Here is a 24,399-nt window from a genome sequence, read left to right on the forward strand (position 1 = left end):
GTAATTTACAATAAATGTCGAATACAGCTACTAGACTTAAAAAAGGGAGATGGGAACATGGGGAAAAATATACTAATTATCGCAGGCGACGCAGTAGAGGCATTGGAGATTTACTATCCATATTACCGCTGTTTAGAGGCTGGCTATGAAGTATCCATTGCCGCACCGTCAGTAAAAAAATTACAAACGGTTTGTCATGATTTTGTTGAGGGTGTCGACACCTATATTGAGCGTCCAGCGTATGGCTTAGAAGCGACGGTAGCCTTTGCAGATATTGATCCGACAAAGTTTGATGGCTTAATTATCCCTGGTGGTCGCGCGCCTGAATACATTCGATTAAATGAGCATGTGCCAGCGCTTGTTAGCCATTTCTTTGAAGCAAATAAACCTATTGCTGCTGTATGCCATGCGGCACAAATTTTCGCAACCATTCCAGATTTACTTAAAGGACGTGAACTCACTGCTTATATTGCCTGCAAACCAGAAGTACAAGTTGCGGGTGGTACGTATATCGATGCAAATCTACACACAGATGGCAACCTTGTTAGTGGTCATGCTTGGCCTGATTTACCTGGATTAATGCGGGAATTTATTCAAAAATTAGAAGCTTAAAGAGGTAGAGGATGCCAAATTGGCATCCTCTATTTAGCTGTTTCTTGAAGCTCAATATCCAACACTTTTTGTGTTTCAGTTATATACTTAATCCTTACATAGACACCGAATTCTTTGTCTCCCTCTTTTAACCAAAGCTTAAATTTCTCAATGGTTGCATCGGCATTTGATTCACTACCTTCATGCAAGTAATCAATAATTTTCGAATTGGGGTATGATGATTGTGTCTTTTCAATAGCAAGCTTTCCCCACTTCGCATAGGCAGGCGTTACCTCAGCATGTGTTTCCAAAATGTGTAGCGGCACAGCTTGAGACATTAAAAAAATTCCAAATGCTACAAGTAATTTTCGCATATTTTGAGCTCCTTTCTTTTTATAGTTTGTACAACATAGAAAAAATCATTAGGTTTCGCAGCATAATTGAAGAAAATGGCATTACTTTTATTATGTATTTATCGGTATAGCTTGGCTGTAACTACAAAAAATAAATGCTCCAGATGTTATCTTTGGAGCATCTCATATTTCAATGTCTTTTTGTTGTTGGTTGTTGCGGGTTATTATGAATTACTTTATTAAATTCTGCCGAATATTCTTCCCGATCATTTCTTTTATGCGTATCTTCCTTCTTTTTCTTTTTAAAGCTTGTTTTACTTTTCTTTGCCATTGCTAACTCCCTCCCATTTAGCTCTTTTTATTCGATTGTTGATTTTTATCATGATTCGTTTTATTGTTTTTATTTTTCGCTTTGGCATCAAATTCCGCACTGAATTCTTCGTTTAGATTATCATTAGGATTGTTATTATTACTATTACTGTCATCTAAATCTTTACTTTTGTATGTTCCAAAAGGATTGTGGGTTCTTGCATTCATTGTTTTTTTACTGTTTTTGTTATTTCTATTGCCCATAGCATCTTCACCTCCTACTTGTAATTTGCTCAGGAGAGAAGGAATTATGCTTTGGGGAAAACTGCATTGGCAGAAAATACAATTATTAAATTACAATAAAGAGCACTGGAATTATAAACAATATAGTCATTTCACTACGTTTAATATAGAAAAAATGTACATCACCAATCATGATTAGTAATGTACATTTTTATTTGTCCTTTAGACAATTGTATATTCAGTTATATTTAGTAAAGCACCGACTGCACCTGAAAAACCGTGGTCATTAATAAATACAGGCGTATGCTTTTTCGTGCGTGTATAATTGGCAATGACATGTGCTAAGTGGTCATTATGACTAAGCGTTGAGCCGATATAAACGATATGCTGCGCATTCTTTTCTTCGGCATATTGAATACTTAGCGTCGTGATCACCTCACCAACAAGCCCTTGGACAGTCGCAATGATATCCTCTGGAGGATGTTTCACTTCCTCCGTAATACCGACCTTACCAAAATTGCTTGCAGTCAAATGCCCATCAATTGGTGTATCCATGCCTTGATAAATATCTTTCACAAGCAAATCTACACCTTCTCGATTACCTCTAGTAGCCATCTCACGGATTTCATTGTAATCCGTAATTCCAGTTGTAAGCGCTGACAATCCAATCAATGTTCCACCGCCTACGCCTGTACCACCAACACGAATATGTGTATTATCTTCCATGTAATGAATGGAAGTTCCCGTTCCAATATTGGTAATCATACTACGCTCGAAGAAATATCCTTCTTTATTTAGTAAAAAACGAACACCCTTCAATGTAGCTTCAAATTCTACTATATAATGAATCGATTTCATTGTTTTTATGACATCAAGTAATTGTTCTGTACGTCCCCCCGTAACTCCAATATCCTCAATATCTGGATTATTTTTAATCCACTCCATTACAGTCTGCAAATCATTTGACGGAAAAGTTGTTAAAACAAGTTCGTTGTGCTCGTCTAAGTAGGCAACCTTCGTCAATGTGCCGCCTGCATCAATACCTATAGCCTTTGGCATACCATTCTCCTTTAACTTTATTCAGTAGAAAAATTTCCTACCTAAATAGATGGTTAGATGAATACTAGTTTACTCTTTTATTCAGTGAGTGTCTAAAACGCTAACTGATTAAAGTTCATGCCTCTGGCGATCGTCAAGGATTTCGAAAGGAGTTTATTGTGTATGCACAATTCAAAATCCTGACACACTGGTTCTGCGCGAAAGCGAAACGTCAGCGATAATTAAGCCGAGGCGCAATTGAATATTCGCCCTTCCTAAACTTTACCGCTGTTGAAATGATTGTGCAATAACTTGGCAAACTTTCATGAAAAAAAACATGAAAAATAGCATAATTAATAGATAAATCCAACATATATTTACTTTTTATGTAAAAAAAGAGCCGCTGTCAGAACAGTCGACTCTTTTTTCTATATAACACATTTTTCAAAAGCTTAAATTATTGTGCAGAGTATCCGCCATCAATTACAAGCTCGCCACCTGTGATGTAAGAAGCTTCATCAGATGCTAAGAATAAAATAGCGTTTGCAACTTCTTCTGGTTGTCCAAGACGACCCATTGGAGTAGCACGAACTAACATGTCCATTGCTTCTTTAAATTGACCGATGTTAGCAGTCATTGGTGTTTCAATTACTCCAGGGAATACAGTATTTACACGAATGTTAGATCTACCTAATTCAGCTGCAGCAGCACGTGCGATTGCGCGTAAAGAACCTTTTGATGCTGTATATGAGTTTAAGCCAGAACCGATAATAGCAGTGTATGATGATGTATTAACGATTGAGCCTTTTCCAGCTTCTTTCATGTATTTAGAAACGTGTTTAATACCTAAGAAAGGACCAAATGAGTTAATTTTGTGCATAATAGCCCAATCTTGGTCTGTAATATCTTGTGGAGATTTTTGTGAAGAAATACCTGCATTGTTGATTAAAATATCGATACGACCATATTTTTCAACAACTGCTTTTGTAAATTCAGCCCAGTTTTCATCAGAAGAAACATCTAATTTCATGCCTTCTACATTTTCTAATTCAGAAATTTTAGCTAAATTTTCTTCGTTAATATCAGCAGCAATTACGATAGCGCCTTCTTTAGTGAATAGTTCTGCCATTGAAGCGCCCATTCCTGATGCGCCACCTGTAATAATTGCGATTTTGTTGTCTAAACGTCCCATTTTTAAAAACTTCCTCTCTCTTCTATTTCGCCTAAGCGTATTGAGCGTTGTTATGTAAGTTAAATACTAACAGTCGCCTAGCTCTTTAAAACGGATACAGTTATATATTAAACTGTATAGGTTTAAATAGTTTACTAATAAACTTTATCATATTTATGAAGCGTTTTCAAAGAATATGTACGAAATTTGAACAATCTGTTTTCACTTTCTTCACTTTTGCGATACGATATACATAGAGGCTTGACTATTTGAACGGAGGAAAAAGAAGTGAAAGATCAAAAAACACTTTATAAAGAAGCGATGCAAGTTTTAAAAGAAACGAGTCGCACATTTTATATACCAATTACTTTTTTAAAAAATGATTTAAAAATGTCAGTTGCTGCGGCATATTTAGCGATGCGTGCTATTGACGAAATCGAAGACCATGAAGAACTTTCGAATGATGTAAAATTCGATTTACTTTCCGCTACAAGTGAATTATTAAAAAATGACTTCGATGCAGCAGCCTATAATGCTTTATTAGCTCCATATGCTGAACAATTACCCGAAGTTTCCCTTCGTTTAGCGGATTGGCTAACATTTTGTCCAGATGGCTCTCGAGAAATTGTCAAAGCATCCACAAGTGAAATGGCATTTGGTATGGCCAAATGGGCAAAAGCAAACTGGCAAGTGCATACACGTGAAGATTTGGATGATTATACATACTATGTTGCAGGGCTCGTTGGGACAATGTTGTCAGAGTTATGGGCATGGGGTGCGGACGTTCAAACAGATCGCGACTTAGCTATTGGCTATGGACGTGGACTACAAGCCGTCAATATTTTACGTAATCAGCATGAAGATTTAGACGAGCGTGGTGTAAGCTTTGTGCCAGACGGGTGGACACGTGAAGATTTATTTGCCTACGCTGAGGAAAATCTAGCGAAAGCAGATTTATATATGAAGGCAATCAATAAGCGTACGATTTTATTGTTCTGTCGTCTTCCCCTTGCTCTAGCACATAAAACATTAAAAGCAATGCAAGATGGCCGTGAAAAAATGACGCGCGCTGAAGTAGAGCAAACAGTAGAAGAAGTTCAAGCGGATTAACGCGGTGCCTGACACCGAAACAATTCGCACAATTCACTACAATTTATAAAAAGTCAAAAGCCCTTGTGTTGAGAAAACTCACACAAGGGCTTTGTTGTTCAAATAACGCTAATGAACCGATTAATTAGCTCATAACTGAAATAAAGTGCAAGGACCGATAACAATGTAAAGACGACCTTTTCTACTTTTCCGCCAGTTTTTGTTGTTAATGGCAAGCGCACTGACAAGTTTATCGGGAAAAATAGCTTCACCCCTTGTTTCGTCCCCATATCGAGAACAATATGACTTATCATGCCTAGTAAAATCCCTACAATAATCGATTCATACGGGATTATTGTGTGTAACAGTGTTGCTACAAGACACAAAAACAGTAAACTATGTGTAAAGGATCGATGTCCAAATAGCTTATTAACAATTTTTGAGATAATGGGAAATGTCCGCCCAATTTTACTTCCGCCATGGCAAATATCGGGAAGTAAAGCACCGATAACACCCGCTCCAACTAATACGAATGGATTATCATTTGAAATTTGAGCAAAAGCAAGGCTAGCTGTGATGCCTCCAACGATGTGTGTATTCCCTTGCATAATGACTTCCTCTCTATGTATTGAAATTTCACTTTCCTAATGTAACATATTATCCTCCAAAAGAGAACATACATTCCAAACATACGTTTTATTTTTTTGTGATTTTGATGCTAATTAAAAAAATATGAAACAAGTGTATATCTAGTAGGTCGAACGGAGAAAAATGACTACTGGAGGTAACTATGAAAACATATAAAGGTTTGCTATTTATTTTCATTACTATGATTGGGAGTGCATTACTTTGGTATTGTACCAAGCCGATTGAAACGATAAGTGAGTTAAATAGGATCAGCCATATTGTTGGTGGCTTGGCGATTACAGGGTTCTTCCTTGTATTTTTACTATCAACACGAAGTAAGATTCTCGAACGATGGTTTTGTGGCTTAGAACATGTCTACAAATATCACAAGTATTTGGCGATTCTATCGTTAGGGTTAGTATTTATACACAGCCAGTTACAGGGCATGTTACCGCAAAAGGAAAATGGGTTAGAAACTCCGTTCAGAGAATTAGCAAAGCAACTTGGTGCACTTGCACAATATGGCTTTCTTGTGTTAATTGCCATTGCACTTCTTGCAAAATTTCTGAAATATGAGCATTGGCGATTTATTCACCGTTTATTGCTTATTCCATATGCTTTAGGTCTGTACCATGCTTATTTTTCTAGCAAATATAATTTATTTCAAGCAACACCACTAGCCATTTTTACAGCGATAACGGCCACTATAGGGACAATGTCCGCTTTATATATGCTTTCAATGTATCAGGATATGCAATTTAAACACACAGGGAAAGTAACAGGTATTCAAAAAAAGGGTGGGAATGCTGTTGAAATACAATTTACTTTAGATCAAAAACTTTCTTATCGAGCTGGTCAGTATATTTTTATAAAAATATTCCAAACAGGCTTCGAAAAAGCACCACACCCCTTCTCAATTTCAGGTGGAGATGGACAAAAAATTTTTGTAACAATTAAGTCACTTGGCGATTTTACGAAAGAGGTAAATACAAAATTACAAGTGGGTACACAAGTAGCCATAGAAGGCCCCTACGGTCATCTAAACTTTGACAAAGGGCATCAAAAGCAAATATGGATAGCTGGTGGTATAGGTATTACACCTTTTTTATCCTATTTACAAGCGCATCCTACCGATCGGGAAATTGAATTATTTTATACATTCCACGGGCCACATGATGCTATCTATAAAGATTTTTTACAAAATTACGCAGAAAACAATACGCATTTTAAGGTTCATTTTATTGATACGACCACTATGGATAGACTTACTTTCAAGCAATATGCAGTGCCCGTAAATACGAGCATCTTTTTGTGTGGACCTGAGAAAATGGTGAAGCACTTCATCAAGCATTTTAAATCCAACTATAGCGCTATCGACATCAACTATGAAGCCTTTAAATTTAAATAAAGATCAAAAAAAGAGGCTACATCCATTAGTAGGGATGGTAGCCTCTTTCGTTTGTTTTCATTCGCCTCATTTAGCGATTAAACAAATGCTTATTTTTCACTATGATGACACATACGACAGCAAGTAATAGACCTGATATCATAAACACTGCTCTTACCCCTATAACATCAGCAATAATCCCCATCATGAGAGAAGAAATGCCAAACGCACCAGTTGAAATAGCACTTAAAGAGGTAAATACAGAGGACAGTTCTCCTTTTGGAACACTTCTTTGAATAACAGTATGTTGTGGGATGCTTTTTATTTGTCCAAAAACGCCAACACAAAAAGTTAGGAATAAGGCGATAGTTGGAAAACTGTTTAAGCTAAACAAAATCGTTGCCATAAACATACACAAAGAACCAATAAACATTACTTTCGCTAATTGCCGTTCAATAAAGGCGTTATATTTAACACAATAAACGCTTCCTGTTATTAAACCTACAAAAAATGTGCCATTCAAAAAGCCCCACCATTGCTCGTCAACTTGTAAAGCATCTGTGACAAATACCAATATAATCGCAGCAATCCAAACTGTACCAGCGATTGACTCAAGAAAATCGATCCAAACAACCCTTCTTAACACTGGAGTATGCCAAAGTAATTTCCAGCCTTTTATAACTTGTGTTAGTTTCCCTTGTTGGGTAAATGATTGATGATCAACATTTTCTAACAAACATAAGATAATACTGGCTATTATAAACAAACAGCCTACTACCCAAACTACTTGTTGGGAACTTAGAAAAAGTAAAAATAGGCTGCCTACGAACCACATAACTGTTTGAATAAATTGCGTTACCGCTTCATCAATGCCATTTGCCTTCAACAATTGTTCTTCTTGTACATAATGCGGAACCAATGTCTGTCTTATTGGATTCGCACAGCCATCGAGAAATGCAATCATACTTATGACAATAAACATCAAGTAAAAATTAGTTGCTGTTGTTACATACAACAGTAGCCCTAATAAAAATATTAAACATGTCTTTCCTATTTGAGATCCTGCCATTAACCATTTTAAATTCACCTTTTCAAACAAAAGCGGCGTCAAAATACTTGATACAAACATTGACGAAGCAATTGTAAATGGTACAAAGGAGGCTGCAATAGCCGAATCCGTTATATTATAAATTAAATGGATAATGCTCACTATATATAAAACATCACCTATATTTGCCAGTGATTGACCGATTAATAATAATGAAAAGTTTCTACCCAATTTCATAAACAATCCCCCATTTTCAAAAAGTTAGCTTAATTGAAATGGGTGATTTTTAAATTGGACTGTTCATGTATACTTGCCTCCCCCATTTTTCACGAAATAAAAATCATTAGAATGGGGGTTTTTAAATTGGACTACACATGCAAACTTGCCTCCTTTTCTCTAACAAATAAATCTTGGGGGAATTAGATTTATCTTAATTTTTGTATGTATTTGTAATTCTGTAGAAAAGCTTATGCCTTTTTATTATCAAAAATCAGTACTAATTTTTATATTTCTGTTGAATGGTTTGAAGGTGTTGCGCTTTTACCACCTCTGTTACGTGCATTTGTGGTAGTAGTTTCGTATAAATGGCTTCAATATCACTTTGTGTGAAAATTGGCTTACTTGATTGATTGCGGGTATCTATAAAATGCCTTAAATTGTCTCGCTTTAACACATGTACATTTTCAGACTGTACCTCAATTTTTTTTAACTGACAACGCTCACTAAAAACAATAACAGAATGTAAAGCATCATCTGGTAGTCCTAAAAAATTTTGAATTGCTCTCATGTGGGTAGCATTTTGACGTATTGGGTTGTAAAATTTAAATTTTTTATTATTAGGCATTGTTTGTGTCCATTGGCTTTGTTTTTCATTACCAAAAATCCAACCGCTATAGTTTTTAGACTCTATTACGTATAAACCAGTCCGATCTATATAAAGTAGGTCCACTTCCGTCCAATCATTTGAATTCTTTTTTTGAATATACACATTAAATAATTGCTTATGACTTTTTAAAGCATACTTTTCTATTATACGTGATGTTAAATACTCTCCATACTTTCCTTTATCAAATATTACGTTAAACAGGCTGTATTTCGTTAGTGCATAGTAAATGCTTACTCGATAGTTTTTTTGCTTAAAATAAATAATTGATATGGCCATTAAAATGACTATTAGCAAGAAAATAATGTACACAAATTCTTCCCTCCTCATAATAAGTTTTTTAGTCTTTTTTTAAGTCCCTCAATTAGTTCGCGAAGTCAAAGCACAAATCATTCATTACACAATTATACCAATATTTTCTAAATAACGCGTATTTTTTATTTACATAGCATGAAAAACTCGACCATTTCATAAAGTGATTTAATGTTCTCTGAAATATTTAGTGTTTTCATCTTGGAATATTACTAAAAATTTTTTGAGAAATGACTTGGATTTTGCATCCTAAGTTAATTATTAAATCTGTTGAAAGGGAGGTTTTTTGTTGAATTATTATGATCCGTATTATAGTGATTATGATGCAGTCTTTGGTGGCTTTATGGTTGTGTTCTTTTTAATATTTTTTGTATTTTTAATTATTGGCTATATTGTGAATGCACTAATTTATTTTATGGCATCTAAAACAAATGGCTTTAGCGACATTGCTTATATCGCGTGGATTCCAATTATAAATATTTACAGTTTATTTCTTCTAACTGCTAATGGTGATGACGATGTAACAATTCGTGCAGCTGCTAAAAAAACAACCTTAATTTATGCAGGTCTATTTATCGTTTCCTTTGTTCCTGTAGTTGGTATAATCGCGTCTCTCGCTATGTTTTGCTATTGGATTTATTATACCTATCGTCTCTTATACCGTTGGACGGGAGAGACAGGAAAAGCTGTTCTCTATATGATTTTATCACTTATTACTTGTGGCTTATTCTTTGCCATTTACGGCTTAATGCGTATGAAACGTCCATTCATAGTATAGGCGACCATATTAATAAACCTATAAATCCTCTTTCGTTTAAAAACTGAAAGAGGATTTTTTATGCTTCAGTACGTTCTTCTGTTCCTATCTAATGCAATTCAGTGTTCGATGATTTTTCCTCATCTTTCCAATATTTTTTAAAAAAGAAGTCAGAAATTATGATGGATATGCTATATTATAGTTAGAAAATTTAGACATTCTAACTTTTAAAGAAAAGGGGATTTTTAATTATGTATGAAAATATTTTAAGACATCCAGGCCCGACACCTATTCCAAAAAAAGTACAGCTTGCGATGAACCGAGATATCTTCAGCCATCGAAGCAATGAATTTGTCGAGTTATATCGGGAAACAACTGAGCTCGTGAAACCTATTTTCGGTACTAAGCAGGACATTTTATTGCTTCCTTCTGGTGGTACAGCAGCATTAGAAGCAGCTGCTGTCAATACCGTTTGTGCAGGTGAGGATGTCGTTGTCATTACGGTAGGCGCTTTTGGGGATTATTTCGTTTCGATTTGTGAAAAATATGGCTTTAACGTACATAAGCTTGCGAAACAATGGGGACAAGCATGCACTGCTGAAGAGTTACGTAATTTTTTACAGCCTTTAAAAAATATTAAAGCTGTTTTTGTTACGTACAATGAAACTTCCACAGGTATTTTAAATCCAATTGCAGAGTTAGCACAGGTAGTTCGTGAAGAAAGTGATGCGTTAGTCATTGTGGATGGGGTAAGCTGTATTGGTGGAGCTCCTGCTGAAATGGATGCATGGGGCATTGATATTCTTGTAACTGGCTCACAAAAGGCTATGATGCTTCCTCCTGGACTTTCACTTATTAGTGTAAGCGACAGAGCGTGGAAGGTCATTGAAGAAAATAAAGCGCCCTCTTATTATTTGAATTTATTAAGCTACCGCGATTGGGCAGAGAAAGGGATGACACCAAATACCCCTACCATTACATTAATTTATGGGCTACACGAAGTGTGTAAACTTATTGAACAAGAAGGTGGTTTTGCCCAAACCGTTGCTCGTCATGAACTGATGAAAAATATGGTGCGCAGCGCGATGAAAGCACTTCATATTGAGCTTTTGACAGATGAATACTACGCTTCTCCTACAATAACAGCCATTATGGCACCAAAAGGTATTGCATTAGGTGAATTTCTGACACATCTTAAACAACGATATCATCTAGACTTTGCGGGCGGATTAGGTCATTTACAAGGTGAAATTTTCAGATTTGGCCATATGGGCTACTGCTTCCCAAGCGATGTTTTGCAAGCTGTTTCATTAATGGAGGCGGCACTACAAGACTTTTCTTATGACTTTGAGCCTGGTGCGGGTGTTAGCGCAGCGCATAAAGTGTTTTTAGCGGCACAACGAAGCTAACCTACTTTAACAGCAATAGACTGCTTGACGATAAAACATATCTAGCAGTCTATTTTTTCTGTATACGCTATTTAACGAGTTTTTTCATATATTCCTCGCGCATTTCCTGAGGAACCATGCTGCCTCCTGTTGCCCATACAAGATGTGTTGCTTGCTCCAATTTATCTAATAAATGATGCTTCTCTAAATAATCTCGCCCATTCTTTATCAACTGAATTGGTCCAAACATCCCCGCATGTGCAGACGGTTCTAAAAATAATCCTTCACAGTCCAACGCTAAACCGAGTGACGTAAACAATTCTTCGTCTTTCACTGTATAACAGCCGCTAATATATGTTTCCATCACTTTGCCAACAAATTTGGATGCACGTCCAACGGCTAGACCATCCGCTTCCGTTCTATTATCTAAGCCGATATCCTCTACACTGATTTCATCGTGTAAACCTGTCATAAGTCCGATTGTCATACACGGTGAAGCAGTTGGTTCAGCAAAGAAAATATGAACATGCTCCCCAAACATTTCGCGCAAACCATATGCAACTCCACCAGGTCCACCACCAACACCACATGGTAAATAAACGAACAATGGATGTGCATCATCCACTTGAATATTTGCCTCTTGTAATTGGACTTTTAAGCGCTTCGCTGCTACTGCATAGCCCGCAAATAAATCTTTAGAATTCTCATCATCAATAAAATGACACATTGGATTTTGTGAAGCTTCCTGTCTTCCCTGCTCTACAGCAACACTATAATCCGCCTCGTATTCAATGACTGTTGCCCCTTTTTCTCTTAATAATGCTTTCTTCCACTCTTTTGCGTCACTCGACATATGTACAACGACATTGAATCCTAGTTTTTTGCCCATTATGCCGATACTAAGCCCTAAATTGCCTGTTGAGCCTACCGCAATTGTGTATTGCTGAAAGAATGTTCGTAGTTCTTCTGTAGCAAACATTGCGTAATCATCGTCTACTTTCACCTTACGATGAGCAATTGCCAATCGTTCGGCATGCTTTAATACTTCATAAATACCCCCTCGTGCCTTGATTGAACCCGAAATAGGTAACGCATGATCACATTTTAAAAATAATTGACCTGGAATTAATAGTTGAAACTCTTTTTCAAGTGCTAGCTTCATTCCTTCAATCTGTTGAATAGAGGACTCAATCAGTCCTTTGCTCTCTACTAGTTCTGGAAAAGCAATATTTAAATAGGAAGAAAAGCGTTTTAGCGTTTCTTCCGCATCCTCAACCTCTTCTATGGAAAAGAGAGTTGTACTTGCATTTTTCGACCATTTTGTATTTTCCCAAAATACAGTGTCTCGATTTTTAATCTTTTCAAGTTTTGGAAATAGGTGAAATAATTCGTTTTTTAGTTTATTTTCCATCTGTGGAGCCCTCCATTTTTTGTGCCAAAATTGCTCGTTCACAAATTTGTCGAAATTTCATTTCAAACAGTATATTGTTTTCTTTCGTTCTTTTTTTAGGTCCCTTGGTTCGTCCTCCTGCCCGTCTAATCTTCTGTCCAACATGACGCATATCGAGCAGACGTTCGATGTTTTCACTAGACATTTCCCTACCGTTTTGATCAATCGGATACCCACCTCTTGCCAAAACCATAGCTGCTAAACCGTAATCCTGTGTAATCACAATATCGTGTTTTGAAAGCGCATTCACTAGCGTAAAATCAACCGAATCTGGTCCCTTCGGCACAATAATTGTTATTACATTTTCACGTTCAATACGGTGTGATGTATCGCAAAACAAGATAGTTTCAATCTCAAACTCAGATGATATAGATAGCGCTAAATCCACGACTGGACAGGCATCAGCATCAATTAATACCTTCACAATAAAGCATCATTCCTTTCTCATAATTAGATGAATCAAGCACCTCTATATTATTTTAATATAATATTTTCAAGACCTCGATTGCTCATTTTTTCACAAACTTATTCGACTTGGAAAAAGTATTTTATTGAATAGTGTGAAAAATAGATATACGATACACCTATCAATTAATTGGAGGTTTTCAATATGACAACAACAACTGTAAGCAACGATCAATTAGCAAAAGAATACGTTGACGGCGTGTTCGAGCAACTGAAAAACCAAAACAGTCATCAAGCGGAGTTTTTACAAGCAGCTGAAGAGATTTTCATTTCATTAGTGCCTGTATTTGCACAACACCCTGAATATATTAAGGCAAATATTCTTTCTCGTATCGTTGAGCCAGATCGTATCATTTCATTCCGTGTAGCATGGCAAGATGATAACAACGAAGTGCAAGTAAACCGTGGTTATCGCGTACAGTACAGCAATGTCATGGGACCTTATAAAGGCGGTCTTCGCTTCCACCCTTCAGTAAATGAATCCATTATTAAGTTTTTAGGCTTTGAGCAGATTTTTAAAAACGCATTAACTGGTCAACCAATCGGTGGTGGTAAAGGTGGATCAAACTTTAATCCAAAAGGTAAATCTGATTCTGAAATCATGCGTTTCTGCCAAGCATTCATGACTGAATTATACCGTCATATTGGTCCAGATGTCGATGTTCCTGCTGGCGATATCGGTGTTGGTGCTCGTGAAGTAGGTTATTTATGGGGTCAATACAAGCGTATTACAAAAGCAAATGAATCTGGTGTATTAACAGGTAAAACACCTGGTTACGGTGGTTCATTAGCTCGTAAAGAAGCAACTGGTTATGGTACAGTGTACTTCGTAGAAGAAATGTTAAAAGAAGTAAATGATTCATTTGAAGATAAAACTGTTGTTGTTTCTGGTTCAGGCAATGTATCAACTTATGCAATTGAAAAAGCTCAAGCATACGGGGCAAAAGTTGTAGCTTGCTCTGATTCTTCAGGCTACATTTATGATGCAGAAGGATTGGATCTGGATGTCATTAAAGAAATTAAAGAAGTAAAAGGTGACCGTATATCAACTTACGTTGACTACCGTCCAAATGCTACATTTACAGAAGGTTGTACAGGAATTTGGTCTATTCCATGTGATATCGCTCTACCATGCGCAACGCAAAACGAAATTAACGGCGACGCTGCTCGTACATTAATTTCAAATGGCGTAAAAGCAATTGGTGAAGGTGCCAACATGCCATCTGATCTTGAAGCCATTAACGAATTTTTAAATGCTGGTGTATTATTTGGACCTGCAAAAGCAGCAAATGCTGGTGGTGTTGCAGTATCTGCACTAGAAATGGCACAAGATTCAAGTCGCGTATTCTGGACATTTGAAGAAGTAGATGCGAAGCTACACCAAATTATGAAAAATATTTATGCAGATAGTAAAGCTGCTGCTGACAAATACGGCTATCCAGGAAACCTAGTAGTTGGTGCAAACATCGCTGGCTTTATAAAAGTAGCTGATGGAATGCTTGCTGAAGGTATCTATTAATAGAATTTATTCGATTATTCAACCATCTAGTAACTAGAATCCTTGATTAATATTTTTAATTTTCTTAATTCTGCATGAGGTGATAACGATTATTCGTTATCACCTCATTTTTTAGTATAAACTGGGTAAAAAACAAGCATAAATAAGTTTATAACGAACATTTTTTATATTAAACATTATAATTATTCGTGTTATAATGTTAGAGTACTATGAAATATTGGAGGGTTTTTTGTGGAATTATTGTATACAGGTAAAACGAAAAATGTATTCAAGTTAGAAGATGGTCATTACTTATTAAAATTTAAAGATGATGTAACTGGAGAAAATGGCGTATTTGATCCTGGCGCAAATACTGTAGGTTTAACAATTGATGGTGCTGGCCTAGCGGGTCTTCGCTTAACTTCTTATTTCTACTCAAAACTAAATGAACAAGGTGTCCCTACTCACTACGTAGATGCAAACTTCGAAGATGCAACGATGACAGTCAAGCCCGCAACCGTTTTCGGTAAAGGGTTAGAAGTTATTTGCCGCTTCAAAGCTGTTGGCTCTTTCCTACGTCGTTATGGCGCTTATGTACAAGAAGGACAACCTTTAGATTCTTTCGTTGAAGTAACAATTAAAGATGATGATCGTCTTGATCCTCCAATTTCTGAAGATGCTTTAGCTATGTTAAACCTGTTAACACATGAAGAATATGCAATATTAAAACAACGCACAATTGAAATTTCTAAATTCGTCGGTGCAGAGCTAGCCAAAAAAGGCTTAACGCTTTACGATATTAAATTAGAATTTGGTCGTGATGCAAAAACAAATGAAATATTATTAATTGATGAAATTTCTGGCGGTAATATGCGTGCATACAAAGGCGAACAATATATTGAGCCATTAGAGCTTGAAAAAATTATGTTAGCTGACTAATAACTGCTACCCTTCTAAGTAATACGTTTACTTAGAAGGGTTTTGTTTTTCAATATTCTTTTTTGTAAAATCCTCTCTATTATAAATTACCGATAATTCCCTGTAGCTATAAGGTTTCCTTTCATTTATGCTCGAATACGTTGGGCAAAAAATTTAATCCCATTAAGGATATTTTTTGAAACCTTTCATCTTTTCACTCGTATATGAGTAGAAACAATCTTATCATCTTAGGAGGTAGTTTAATGGAAAACTATAATGAAACAACGCAACAAGAAAGGCCTAAAGTTAATCCGTTTCTGTCTACTTGGATGCATCCAAAGCAAACAGCTCGCTACATGATTGATGCAAAATCTATCGGTTATGCTATCCTTATTATGTCCATCGGTTATATTGGTTCTTTGCTTTCAGGCCTTATAGATAGTAATTTTTTACTAGACGTGTCCCCATGGATTATCGTGCTATTTTGTATCATTTTAGCACCAATTTCAGGAATTGCCGGTACAGCATTCTCTAGCCTTATTTTTTGGCTATTTGGTAAATTATTTAAAGGTACTGCAACGTATTCTGACTTATTTAAAGCACTAAGCTTAACTGCTGTACCATTTATTTTAGCTATTCCTTTTTATTTAATTTGGCTATTTACCTCACAAGAATCATTAATGGATACTAACTTTATCGGGTCTACTCCTTGGATTTTTTGGCCAACAATGTTAGTGACTGCTGTTGTTATCATTTGGTCCTTTGTGACTACAGTAGCTGTTGTTGCGGAGGCGCATCAAATTTCAAATTGGAAAGCATTCTTTACAATCTTTATTCCTTCTATCATCGGTGGAATCATTGTCGTTGTACTGGTTGTTGTTCTCTTTATTGGCTTTATCGGTATTAGCATGATGTAATAAAAATCTCCCACTCTCAAATGAGAGGGGAGATTTTTTAGTTTAAAACCGACTTTCTACAGATTAAACGGAAAGTACCGTTTGTTGCTGGAATAACTCGGATACACCAGATGTAACAGCTGCCCCACTAACAGCACGTGAAACAATTTCAACAACACGCTCATCTAAAGATTTAGGCACAATATATTCTTCTGTTAATTCTTCATCGCTAACAAGAGAAGCAATGGCTTCAACTGCCGCTAATTTCATATCCTCATTAATATCTGTAGCACGTACATCTAATGCTCCGCGGAAAATTCCCGGGAAAGCTAAAACATTATTAATTTGATTTGGGTAATCTGAACGTCCAGTACCCATAATACGAACGCCCCACTTTTTAGCGTTTTCATACGTAATTTCAGGATTCGGGTTGGCTAATGCAAAGACAACTGGATTTTCATTCATAGATGTAATATGTGCTTCTGTTAATAAATTCGCAACGGACACGCCGATAAAGACATCTGCACCTACAAGAGCATCTTCCAACGTACCATGAATTTTTTCTGGATTCGTTAAATGTGCAACGGCCTCTTTAATCGGGTTCATACCTACCGCGCGACCTTCATAAATAATTCCTTTTGTATCGCACATATAAATATTTTTATAGCCCATTTGCACAAGGATACGTAAAATAGCAATACCTGCTGCACCTGCACCATTAATGACAACTTTCATTGTTGCTACATCTTTTTTTACGATACGATTTGCATTTATCATGCCCGCCCCTACAACGATGGCAGTGCCATGTTGATCATCATGAAACACTGGAATATCACATTCTTGACGTAGTCGATCTTCAATTTCGAAGCAACGCGGTGCCGAAATATCTTCTAAATTAACAGCACCAAATGTTGGCGCAAGCGCCTTCACAATGCTGACGATTTCATCCGTGCTTTTTGTATCTAAACAAATTGGAAAAGCATCAACATTGGCAAAACGCTTTAATAAAATCGCCTTCCCTTCCATAACTGGTAGTGCCGCCTTCGGTCCAATATCCCCTAATCCTAATACTGCAGTACCGTCCGAAACAATCGCAACCATATTGCCCTTCATTGTATAGTCGTAGACAAGAGAAGGATTTTTTTCAATTTCAATACATGGTGCAGCTACCCCTGGTGAATATGCAAGGCTCAGATCATAAGAATCTTGTACAGGAACTTTTGAAATCACCTCTAATTTTCCACTATAATGTGCATGCATCTCTAATGCCTTTTTCATAATATCCATTTTATCCGCCCCTTTTGCGTTTTTATTGTATGTCAGAATCATAATACTTTGTGAAATGCCCGTCAACAAAAATAACTCAAAAAGCAATATTTTCTTTGATAAATCAATATTCTGCGTCGTTAATTACATTTTTTCTTTTTGTTATTAATTTCACAATCTATTATTTTAATATAACAAACGATCCTTTCCCTCTTTATCAAAATGCACTTATATCAGCGCTAAGCCTGTTCAACTTTTCACATAGTATTTTTCTACAGTAAATGAGAAGAATTTCACAAACTAATGTAAGCGTATCCATTGTCATATCTATCTTTGCCACATTTTCTCCACATTTTTTCACAAACATTTTTATTATTATTTTAAAAACATTTTACGTACAAGCGTTTCCTTCCAAGTGAAAAGTCGAACTTTACCTATCTTCATCCTAAAAAAAATAAAAAAGAGTCCTTAGCGTAAGGACTCTTGTACAAATTGATTCGTAAAAGCCGTAATAATATGTTTGGACGACCATTGTTCTCCCGATACCTTTGTAATCGGGTAATCTTTACGAAAGATTGCCTTCGTTATATCATCTACAGAATAACCACGATCATAGAGCTTCCGAACCTCGCCCTCCAGCTCCTCTAAATAAGAAATTTTTTCAATAATTTTAGCACGCCCATCTGCTAGATAACCTGCATGGCAACAATAAACCTTTTCAAAATCATAATGTAGTAGTTTTTTTAACGATGCCAAAGTATGTACAACGTTTTCCTCATCAAGTACGACCTTTGTTTTCGTTTGAATATATAAATCCCCTGTAAACATCGCACCCGTTGCACGGTTGTAAAAAGACAAATGATCTGTTGTATGTCCTGGCGTAGCAATAATATCCCATGTAGCCGATGTTGTTTCAAGTGTCTCGTTAAACGGCTGGGCCATAAAAGCTGGGCGTTGTCCCCATAGCGCCTGACGATACAACTGATAGTTTCCATCTTCTGCACAATCCCCAATTGACGCATGATGAACATAAATAGGAACACCCATATGCTGCTGTATCCATGCAGCATTGCCCGAATGGTCCTCATGGGAATGTGTTAAGGCAACTTGTTCAATCGGCAGCTCTCGAAAAAAAGATTGAAACTCCTCGGCAAGTGAGTTAGAACCTGTATCGATTAATAAACCATCCACATAAAAACTATACACACTCATACCAATACCTTGAACTGCTACCTTTCCATGCGCACACCGCACGTCATTATTTTGTTCAATTTCAATACTTTTCTCTAGTTTAAACATGCTTTCTCCCCCTTACCCTTTGTAAAAAAAGTGTAGCATAAAATGAATAGCGAGTCATTTTCTGGCGTACGTTTCCATTTATTTAATGGAAATAGTAATTCTGTTTTCAATAAATATAAAAAAACGCCCACCAAAGTGAGCGTTTTTTTATTTATTCGTTTGTTCCTGTTTCTACATCATACGCTGTAATCCAGTCACTGAAGCTACCTGTATAAAGCTGAATATTTTCATAGCCTTCATCTGCAAGCACTGCATAAAGCGGTGAAGCTGTGACACCACTGCCGCAATACACAACAATATGTTCATCATGTGCAACCTTTGCCCGTAGCGCATCATTAGCTTGAAGAGTATTTTCTACCTTTAATTGCTCCCAGTCAAAGTTTTTAGCTGTTGGAATATGTCCCGCTACTCGATCTAGTGGCTCAACCTCACCACGGTAGCGAGCAGCTGCGCGTGCATCTAATAGCGTTGCTGACTGTTCTCCATCTACAATAGCTTTCACTGCTTCACGCGGAGCATAAAGATGATCTTGCCAATCAAAGTCGATTGTCGTTGGTGCATATTTGACAACATCTTTTGTAAATGTCACTTTGTTTTCAAGCGCAGGTGCTCCCCCGTTGACAATGATAACATTCGGGAAACCTGCATATGTTAGCATCCACCAAGCGCGCGGCGCAAACGGTGATGCCCCCTGATCATAAACAACAATTTGCTCTTCATAGCGGAGACCTAATTCTTGAAACACAGACGTTAGCTTTTCCTTACTCGGCATCGGATGACGACCATTTTCACTTGTCATATCTGATAAATCCTGCTCTAAATCTAGATATACAGCGCCAGGAGCATGACCAGCTTCAAATGCTAGTTTACCAAATTCTTTGTTCTGTAAATCATAGCGAGCATCTACAAAACGGACATTGTCAACTTGAATTTCCTCAACTGTTTTGAATACTTTTCCCATATGAATCACCTCATGCGTATTGTAGTTGTGCGTAAATTGATTTCCACGAAGCTAATCGACTTTCTTCTTGTAATGCAAGTCGTTCAGTAGCAATTTGCTCTAATGCCTGATGGTAAATATGCAGACGTAATCTTTCTGCTTCCTCACCGATAAAGGCAATTGCCCATGTCATTAAAGATACTTTTTGTCCATCTAAATAGTTTTGTGCATCTGGTTTTGTTAATGTTTCTAATGCTTCACTTAGCTTCATTTTTTCATTTTTCTCAAAGAATGCTTTTTGATTGCAGAAATGAGATTTCACACTTACATATTTAGAAATATCAGCAAAAGGACCTTCAAAAGCTAATAAATCCGGTTCTGTTGATTCAAATGATAAAAACGAGAAGCTACGGTTCATTTCTTTTAACTCACGTACTTCATCTTTAAAGCGTAACTGCATTTTTTTACTAATAAATTGCGATAAGCGGAAATTAGTAACGCGCATTTCCTGTGTAAAGTCAAAACGTAAGCTTTGTAACACTTCTTTCAACGCATGTTCTAACGCTTGCTGTGCAGGCATCGCGGCAAACGTTGAAGGGTTATAGCCTTCCTTAAAGAATTCAGGATAACGATAATAGACACGCTGTAAGACATAATACAATAACTCATCTAATTCCTGCTTTGTCTCGCTTTCCATCATGCTTGTATTTAACGCATTAAACTTAGATTTAACATGCTGTTCAAGCGTTGTCAGCTCTGCCAATCGTTCATCTTTACGTTTTAAGTTTTCCTCTGTTTGTGCAATTAAATCCCCTAAACGTTGCTCTGTTTTATCAACTTCCTCTGCAAGTGCTTGCACCGCTAATGCACTTAGTTCATCATTTAAAAATGTATGGAAAGCATCTTCAAATGGAGGCATACCCGATGCAAATGAACCGCCCTCTACTTTTTCTTTTAAAGCCATCAAGCTTGATACTCCATATAGACGAGGGAAGCGAATGCCAAAGCGTTGCAATTCTGAACGAACATAGCCTTTGACATCTTCTTGCTCTTCTTCTGTCGTCGCTAAATCGATCGCATTGACGATAAAGAACATTTTATCCAGTTCAAACGCATCTTTGACACGACCTAATTGAATTAAGAACTCACGGTCTGCTTTCGCGAACGCATGATTATAGTACGTAATAAATAAAATGGCATCTGCATTCCGAATATATTCAAAAGCAACCCCAGTGTGACGTGCATTGATTGAATCGGCTCCTGGCGTATCAACGAGCGTTACACCCATACGTGTTAACGGGCTATCATAATAGAAGTCAATATTATCTACGAAACAAGATTTATTTTCTTGAGCTACAAATTTTTCAAATTCTGCTCGCTCTACACGCAGCACTTGACCAAGTTCTGATTTAAATGTTGGATAGCCTTCTTTAAATGCACGGATAAACGATTTATGGACATTTAATCGCTCATCTGTAAGTTGCACCGCAAGCCCTTCATCTGCTCGGTTAAATGCTTCTTCTAATGAACTAACAGTTAAACCAATTGCCGCATAAGAACCTTGAATATCTTCAAGCATTTGTTCAGCATTTTTTAACTGAACATCTGCTGTTTCATGCGGATGCTCAGGTGTCACTGGTCGAATTTTATTGATTGCTGCTGTTGTTGGATTCGGTGATACAGGGAGCACGTTTGCACCCATCAGTGCATTAGAGAATGAAGATTTCCCAGCACTAAACGCACCGAATAACGCAATTGTAAAATCTTTTTTCTGTAATCGCTCGACTTTGTTTTCTAAATAACTCGCTACTTCAGCAAAGCCTTGTACCTCTTTTACTGCATTTGCTGTATGCAATGCACGCTTAATTACACCATCGATTGGCAAGCTCGCTGCACTTACCGACTGCTGTGCTTCCTCTTGCTGTACAACCTCTTCCTTTGGCTTTAACATCGATGCATCAAATATTCGAATTTCAGCTAAGTCTTGCTCAAACGATTTATCCCAAACTTCGAGCTGATAATTCGCTTCTTTGCGGATTTCATTACTTGCTTGGTGCATGACACTTGCACTATATTGCTGATAGCCCTCGATTTCTAAGACAGCTTGAATGGCATCTACCTTCGCTTGCATCCCCGCCATTTTCAACTTAGATGGTGCAGCGGTTTCAGTTGCAACAGCTTGTAACGTTGTTGCTTGTGCATCCTTCCACACATCTGTTTCTTGAATAAAATATCGCTTTGTTGCCTCGGCAATACGGTTAGCAAAATTGAGAACTGCATCTCCTGTTAATATTGCACCGACTTGCACTTGTTGTTCAATCAATGTAAATGGTAGTTCAAACACATAGGCATCTACTGCTTGTGCACGCTCTTCACTTAAAGCACCGACTTCTTTTAATGCCTTTTTCATTAGCCCTTTTAAGTGACCCGTAATTTGTGCATGGACAACTGTTTGATAGGCACTGTAAGCATCATCTTTACGGCGATTGCGCTCTTCCTCGGTTTTTTTCTTTGCTGAAAATAAACCACCTACTTTGAATCCTTCTTGTTTACTTTCTAAATAAAGACGTAATTTATCACGCACATCTGCTGGCATAATTGCCGCATTTGCAAGTAGTTCTTTGCGCTCTTCCTCGAAAGTTTCATTCCAAGCTTCTACTGAGAATAATTCCACTTGACGATTTAATTTATTATATTGCTCTAAAATATCTTGATGGTGTGCCCAATCATCTGCACTTAATATATCCTCATCGATATCTAAACGATCTTGCTTTTCTTCCATTAAATAATTGTCATGCTCACTTTGTAGTAAACGTAACGTATTTGTCGCTGTATGAATAAGCTGGTCTTGCCAGTCGTTCATACTATCCATCACAATTTTTTTCACAGCTTCAAAATCATTATTTGGATGCTCTGGCTCGCGTAATGAAGTGAAAAATACTCCTTTAGGCACAACACCCCAAGCAGAAAATGAATTGTGAACGGTTGCTTTAAATTCTTCAAAGCTTAATTCATTTTCCTTATGCTTATCAATCATATTTACGATTAAATAAACATTTGGATTGTATTTCATTAATTGTTTTGTAAATTGAAAGTTTAGCTCTGATTGAACATGATTATAGTCCATTGTATAGAATACAATATCTGCAATATGGAGCGCTGATTCTGTAGACATACGGTGTGCATCATCTGTTGAGTCTACTCCTGGTGTATCCATTACTGTTACGCCCATTGGTAATGTTGACGCACTATGACCAATTTCAATTTGCGATACAAGATCCCCATTTTTACTAAGCTCTTTTACGGTTTTAAAATCATACCCTGCTTCAAACTTAACTGGCTTTTCATCGTGCATATAGACAATGGCAAAATCCTCTTCAGATTTATGAACCTTTACGATATTCGCACTTGTCGGAATAGGACTGGAAGCAAGTAAATTCTCCCCAGATAGCGCATTAATCATACTTGATTTTCCAGCAGAGAAATGGCCAGCAAAGCCAATGACATATTCTTTTTGCTGTAATTTACGTGCAAAGAGTGATGTCTTATCCATGCGCTCTGTATCACCGTTATGCTGATATATTATGTATTGTAACGAAGCTTGCTTTAAAAGCCCTTCCAGTTGTTGTTCAAATTCATTCATAAAACGTAAACCCCTTTACCCTTTTAATTATTCACAATTAGTATTCTACCTTATTAGATATGCAAAGTATAACACTAATTTACTTTGAAAAGCATATATATCAAGGTTTCAGACGTAATATTCGTCAACAAAGTCATGTTTATCCAAAATGATATTGCAACGATCTTCTAAAAAAACGACTGTATTTCTCCCTACCGTGGATGCATAACTAAACAACTCTTCATTTATTTCATATTTTAAAGAGAGTGAGGCGAAGATTAAAGAACAGTTGATAAATAACAAAAATATTCTAAAGTCCAATTAAAATGATAATGCACAAAACAAATAAAATCTTTCAAAATTGCAGGGATACAAATAAATTATAGGAGTGATTATTTATATGGTAAAGGAGAAAGATAGTCGTCAGATTATTCAGCTATATGACTGTGAAGATAGATTTATATGGCCTCGTATAATAGCTCGTAATGTCCCTGAAACTGCACCTCCTCCCATCATTGTTTCCGGCCAAACGATTATACCTAAAGTGAATAGATATTTTTATATAGTAACAACAGATATTGATTTGACGAACGGGTTCACGCTTGCCGCTAATCTATTTTCAGATGACAACGGCGTAAACGTAACAGAATTTTCTATCATCCATCCAAATGGCTATGTAAATCTGTTTATTAATGCCGTCATGCAGGAAGGTGGAATTTATTCCATAACGGAGACTTCCCTAATACTAAATGCTAATAACGCAACGATTTATAGAGGGACGCCAATTATTATTGAATCTCTTGGGTTTTTTACCGAGGTGAACTAAAACTTTTGAAAGGAGGTGAACGT

23 protein-coding genes are annotated in these 24,399 nt (G+C 36.8%); 9 read left to right on the forward strand and 14 right to left on the reverse strand.

Annotated features, from left to right (window positions below; genetic code table 11):
• Nucleotides 1-57 precede the first annotated feature (57 nt).
• Nucleotides 58-612 (forward strand): DJ-1/PfpI family protein, encoded by a 555-nt coding sequence (locus ACIQ1H_RS08770; protein WP_402888119.1) that lies wholly within the window; start codon nt 58-60, stop codon nt 610-612.
• 29 nt (nt 613-641) lie between these two features.
• Here the strand turns inward: ACIQ1H_RS08770 and ACIQ1H_RS08775 are convergent, their stop codons facing one another.
• From ACIQ1H_RS08775 to ACIQ1H_RS08795, 5 genes are all read right to left on the reverse strand, one after another.
• Nucleotides 642-965 (reverse strand): DUF3889 domain-containing protein, encoded by a 324-nt coding sequence (locus ACIQ1H_RS08775; RefSeq protein ID WP_402888121.1) that lies wholly within the window; start codon nt 963-965, stop codon nt 642-644.
• 169 nt (nt 966-1,134) lie between these two features.
• The gene (locus tag ACIQ1H_RS08780) at nt 1,135-1,275 is read right to left on the reverse strand and encodes a hypothetical protein (RefSeq protein ID WP_172771014.1); all 141 of its coding nucleotides are present in this window, start codon (nt 1,273-1,275) and stop codon (nt 1,135-1,137) included.
• Nucleotides 1,276-1,292: 17 nt separating this feature from the next.
• Nucleotides 1,293-1,517 carry a hypothetical protein gene (locus ACIQ1H_RS08785; protein ID WP_172771013.1) on the reverse strand — a complete coding sequence of 75 codons (225 nt, stop codon included), beginning with the start codon at nt 1,515-1,517 and terminating at the stop codon, nt 1,293-1,295.
• A gap of 201 nt (nt 1,518-1,718) precedes the next feature.
• Complete coding sequence (gene coaW, locus ACIQ1H_RS08790) at nt 1,719-2,555, reverse strand: type II pantothenate kinase (RefSeq protein ID WP_172771012.1); 837 nt, start codon at nt 2,553-2,555, stop codon at nt 1,719-1,721.
• Nucleotides 2,556-2,991: 436 nt separating this feature from the next.
• Nucleotides 2,992-3,726, reverse strand: a complete 735-nt coding sequence (locus ACIQ1H_RS08795; RefSeq protein WP_172771011.1) for an SDR family NAD(P)-dependent oxidoreductase — start codon at nt 3,724-3,726, stop codon at nt 2,992-2,994.
• Between the two features lie 267 nt (nt 3,727-3,993).
• On the opposite strand from ACIQ1H_RS08795, the gene ACIQ1H_RS08800 reads away from it, so the two are divergent.
• Entirely contained in the window at nt 3,994-4,815 is an 822-nt protein-coding gene (locus ACIQ1H_RS08800; RefSeq protein WP_172771010.1) for a squalene/phytoene synthase family protein, read from the forward strand.
• A gap of 98 nt (nt 4,816-4,913) precedes the next feature.
• Here ACIQ1H_RS08800 and ACIQ1H_RS08805 read toward each other — a convergent pair whose 3' ends face one another.
• The gene (locus ACIQ1H_RS08805) at nt 4,914-5,402 is read right to left on the reverse strand and encodes a metal-dependent hydrolase (RefSeq protein ID WP_402888124.1); all 489 of its coding nucleotides are present in this window, start codon (nt 5,400-5,402) and stop codon (nt 4,914-4,916) included.
• A gap of 182 nt (nt 5,403-5,584) precedes the next feature.
• Here ACIQ1H_RS08805 and ACIQ1H_RS08810 point away from each other — a divergent pair, with 182 nt between their 5' ends.
• Nucleotides 5,585-6,829 carry a ferredoxin reductase family protein gene (locus ACIQ1H_RS08810; RefSeq protein WP_402888126.1) on the forward strand — a complete coding sequence of 415 codons (1,245 nt, stop codon included), beginning with the start codon at nt 5,585-5,587 and terminating at the stop codon, nt 6,827-6,829.
• 70 nt (nt 6,830-6,899) lie between these two features.
• Here ACIQ1H_RS08810 and ACIQ1H_RS08815 read toward each other — a convergent pair whose 3' ends face one another.
• Both ACIQ1H_RS08815 and ACIQ1H_RS08820 read right to left on the reverse strand, forming a co-directional pair.
• Nucleotides 6,900-8,093, reverse strand: a complete 1,194-nt coding sequence (locus tag ACIQ1H_RS08815; RefSeq protein ID WP_402888128.1) for an MFS transporter — start codon at nt 8,091-8,093, stop codon at nt 6,900-6,902.
• Nucleotides 8,094-8,352: 259 nt separating this feature from the next.
• Nucleotides 8,353-9,051 carry a nuclease-related domain-containing protein gene (locus tag ACIQ1H_RS08820; protein ID WP_402888129.1) on the reverse strand — a complete coding sequence of 233 codons (699 nt, stop codon included), beginning with the start codon at nt 9,049-9,051 and terminating at the stop codon, nt 8,353-8,355.
• A 289-nt stretch (nt 9,052-9,340) separates the two neighbouring features.
• Here ACIQ1H_RS08820 and ACIQ1H_RS08825 point away from each other — a divergent pair, with 289 nt between their 5' ends.
• Nucleotides 9,341-9,829 (forward strand): hypothetical protein, encoded by a 489-nt coding sequence (locus ACIQ1H_RS08825; RefSeq protein ID WP_402888131.1) that lies wholly within the window; start codon nt 9,341-9,343, stop codon nt 9,827-9,829.
• Between the two features lie 230 nt (nt 9,830-10,059).
• A complete protein-coding gene (locus ACIQ1H_RS08830; protein ID WP_402888133.1) occupies nt 10,060-11,217 on the forward strand; it encodes a pyridoxal-phosphate-dependent aminotransferase family protein in 1,158 nt (385 codons plus the stop codon).
• Nucleotides 11,218-11,284: 67 nt separating this feature from the next.
• Here the strand turns inward: ACIQ1H_RS08830 and ACIQ1H_RS08835 are convergent, their stop codons facing one another.
• The gene (locus ACIQ1H_RS08835) at nt 11,285-12,607 is read right to left on the reverse strand and encodes a D-serine ammonia-lyase (protein WP_402888135.1); all 1,323 of its coding nucleotides are present in this window, start codon (nt 12,605-12,607) and stop codon (nt 11,285-11,287) included.
• Complete coding sequence (locus tag ACIQ1H_RS08840) at nt 12,597-13,070, reverse strand: YaiI/YqxD family protein (RefSeq protein WP_172771002.1); 474 nt, start codon at nt 13,068-13,070, stop codon at nt 12,597-12,599. Before ACIQ1H_RS08840 ends, ACIQ1H_RS08835 begins: the two co-directional genes overlap by 11 nt.
• A gap of 186 nt (nt 13,071-13,256) precedes the next feature.
• Between ACIQ1H_RS08840 and gdhA the strand changes: the two genes are divergently transcribed.
• The 3 genes from gdhA to ACIQ1H_RS08855 all read left to right on the forward strand — a co-directional run bounded on the left by gdhA (nt 13,257) and on the right by ACIQ1H_RS08855 (nt 16,444).
• The gene (gdhA, locus tag ACIQ1H_RS08845) at nt 13,257-14,630 is read left to right on the forward strand and encodes an NADP-specific glutamate dehydrogenase (RefSeq protein ID WP_402888137.1); all 1,374 of its coding nucleotides are present in this window, start codon (nt 13,257-13,259) and stop codon (nt 14,628-14,630) included.
• 231 nt (nt 14,631-14,861) lie between these two features.
• A complete protein-coding gene (locus tag ACIQ1H_RS08850; RefSeq protein WP_172771000.1) occupies nt 14,862-15,548 on the forward strand; it encodes a phosphoribosylaminoimidazolesuccinocarboxamide synthase in 687 nt (228 codons plus the stop codon).
• Nucleotides 15,549-15,790: 242 nt separating this feature from the next.
• Entirely contained in the window at nt 15,791-16,444 is a 654-nt protein-coding gene (locus ACIQ1H_RS08855) for a YIP1 family protein (RefSeq protein WP_402888140.1), read from the forward strand.
• A gap of 63 nt (nt 16,445-16,507) precedes the next feature.
• Here ACIQ1H_RS08855 and ACIQ1H_RS08860 read toward each other — a convergent pair whose 3' ends face one another.
• The 4 genes from ACIQ1H_RS08860 to ACIQ1H_RS08875 all read right to left on the reverse strand — a co-directional run bounded on the left by ACIQ1H_RS08860 (nt 16,508) and on the right by ACIQ1H_RS08875 (nt 23,571).
• Nucleotides 16,508-17,710: an NAD(P)-dependent malic enzyme gene (locus ACIQ1H_RS08860; RefSeq protein ID WP_402888142.1), complete on the reverse strand. Its 1,203-nt coding sequence runs from the start codon at nt 17,708-17,710 to the stop codon at nt 16,508-16,510.
• A gap of 447 nt (nt 17,711-18,157) precedes the next feature.
• Nucleotides 18,158-18,988 (reverse strand): MBL fold metallo-hydrolase, encoded by an 831-nt coding sequence (locus ACIQ1H_RS08865; protein WP_337981614.1) that lies wholly within the window; start codon nt 18,986-18,988, stop codon nt 18,158-18,160.
• Between the two features lie 151 nt (nt 18,989-19,139).
• The gene (locus ACIQ1H_RS08870) at nt 19,140-19,949 is read right to left on the reverse strand and encodes a sulfurtransferase (RefSeq protein WP_402888144.1); all 810 of its coding nucleotides are present in this window, start codon (nt 19,947-19,949) and stop codon (nt 19,140-19,142) included.
• A 10-nt stretch (nt 19,950-19,959) separates the two neighbouring features.
• A complete protein-coding gene (locus ACIQ1H_RS08875; protein ID WP_402888146.1) occupies nt 19,960-23,571 on the reverse strand; it encodes a dynamin family protein in 3,612 nt (1,203 codons plus the stop codon).
• 379 nt (nt 23,572-23,950) lie between these two features.
• On the opposite strand from ACIQ1H_RS08875, the gene ACIQ1H_RS08880 reads away from it, so the two are divergent.
• Nucleotides 23,951-24,376 carry a DUF4183 domain-containing protein gene (locus tag ACIQ1H_RS08880; protein ID WP_402888148.1) on the forward strand — a complete coding sequence of 142 codons (426 nt, stop codon included), beginning with the start codon at nt 23,951-23,953 and terminating at the stop codon, nt 24,374-24,376.
• The last annotated feature ends 23 nt before the right edge of the window (nt 24,377-24,399 follow it).

It is taken from the genome of Lysinibacillus sp. NPDC097279 (genome assembly GCF_044761745.1).
GTDB lineage: Bacteria > Bacillota > Bacilli > Bacillales_A > Planococcaceae > Lysinibacillus.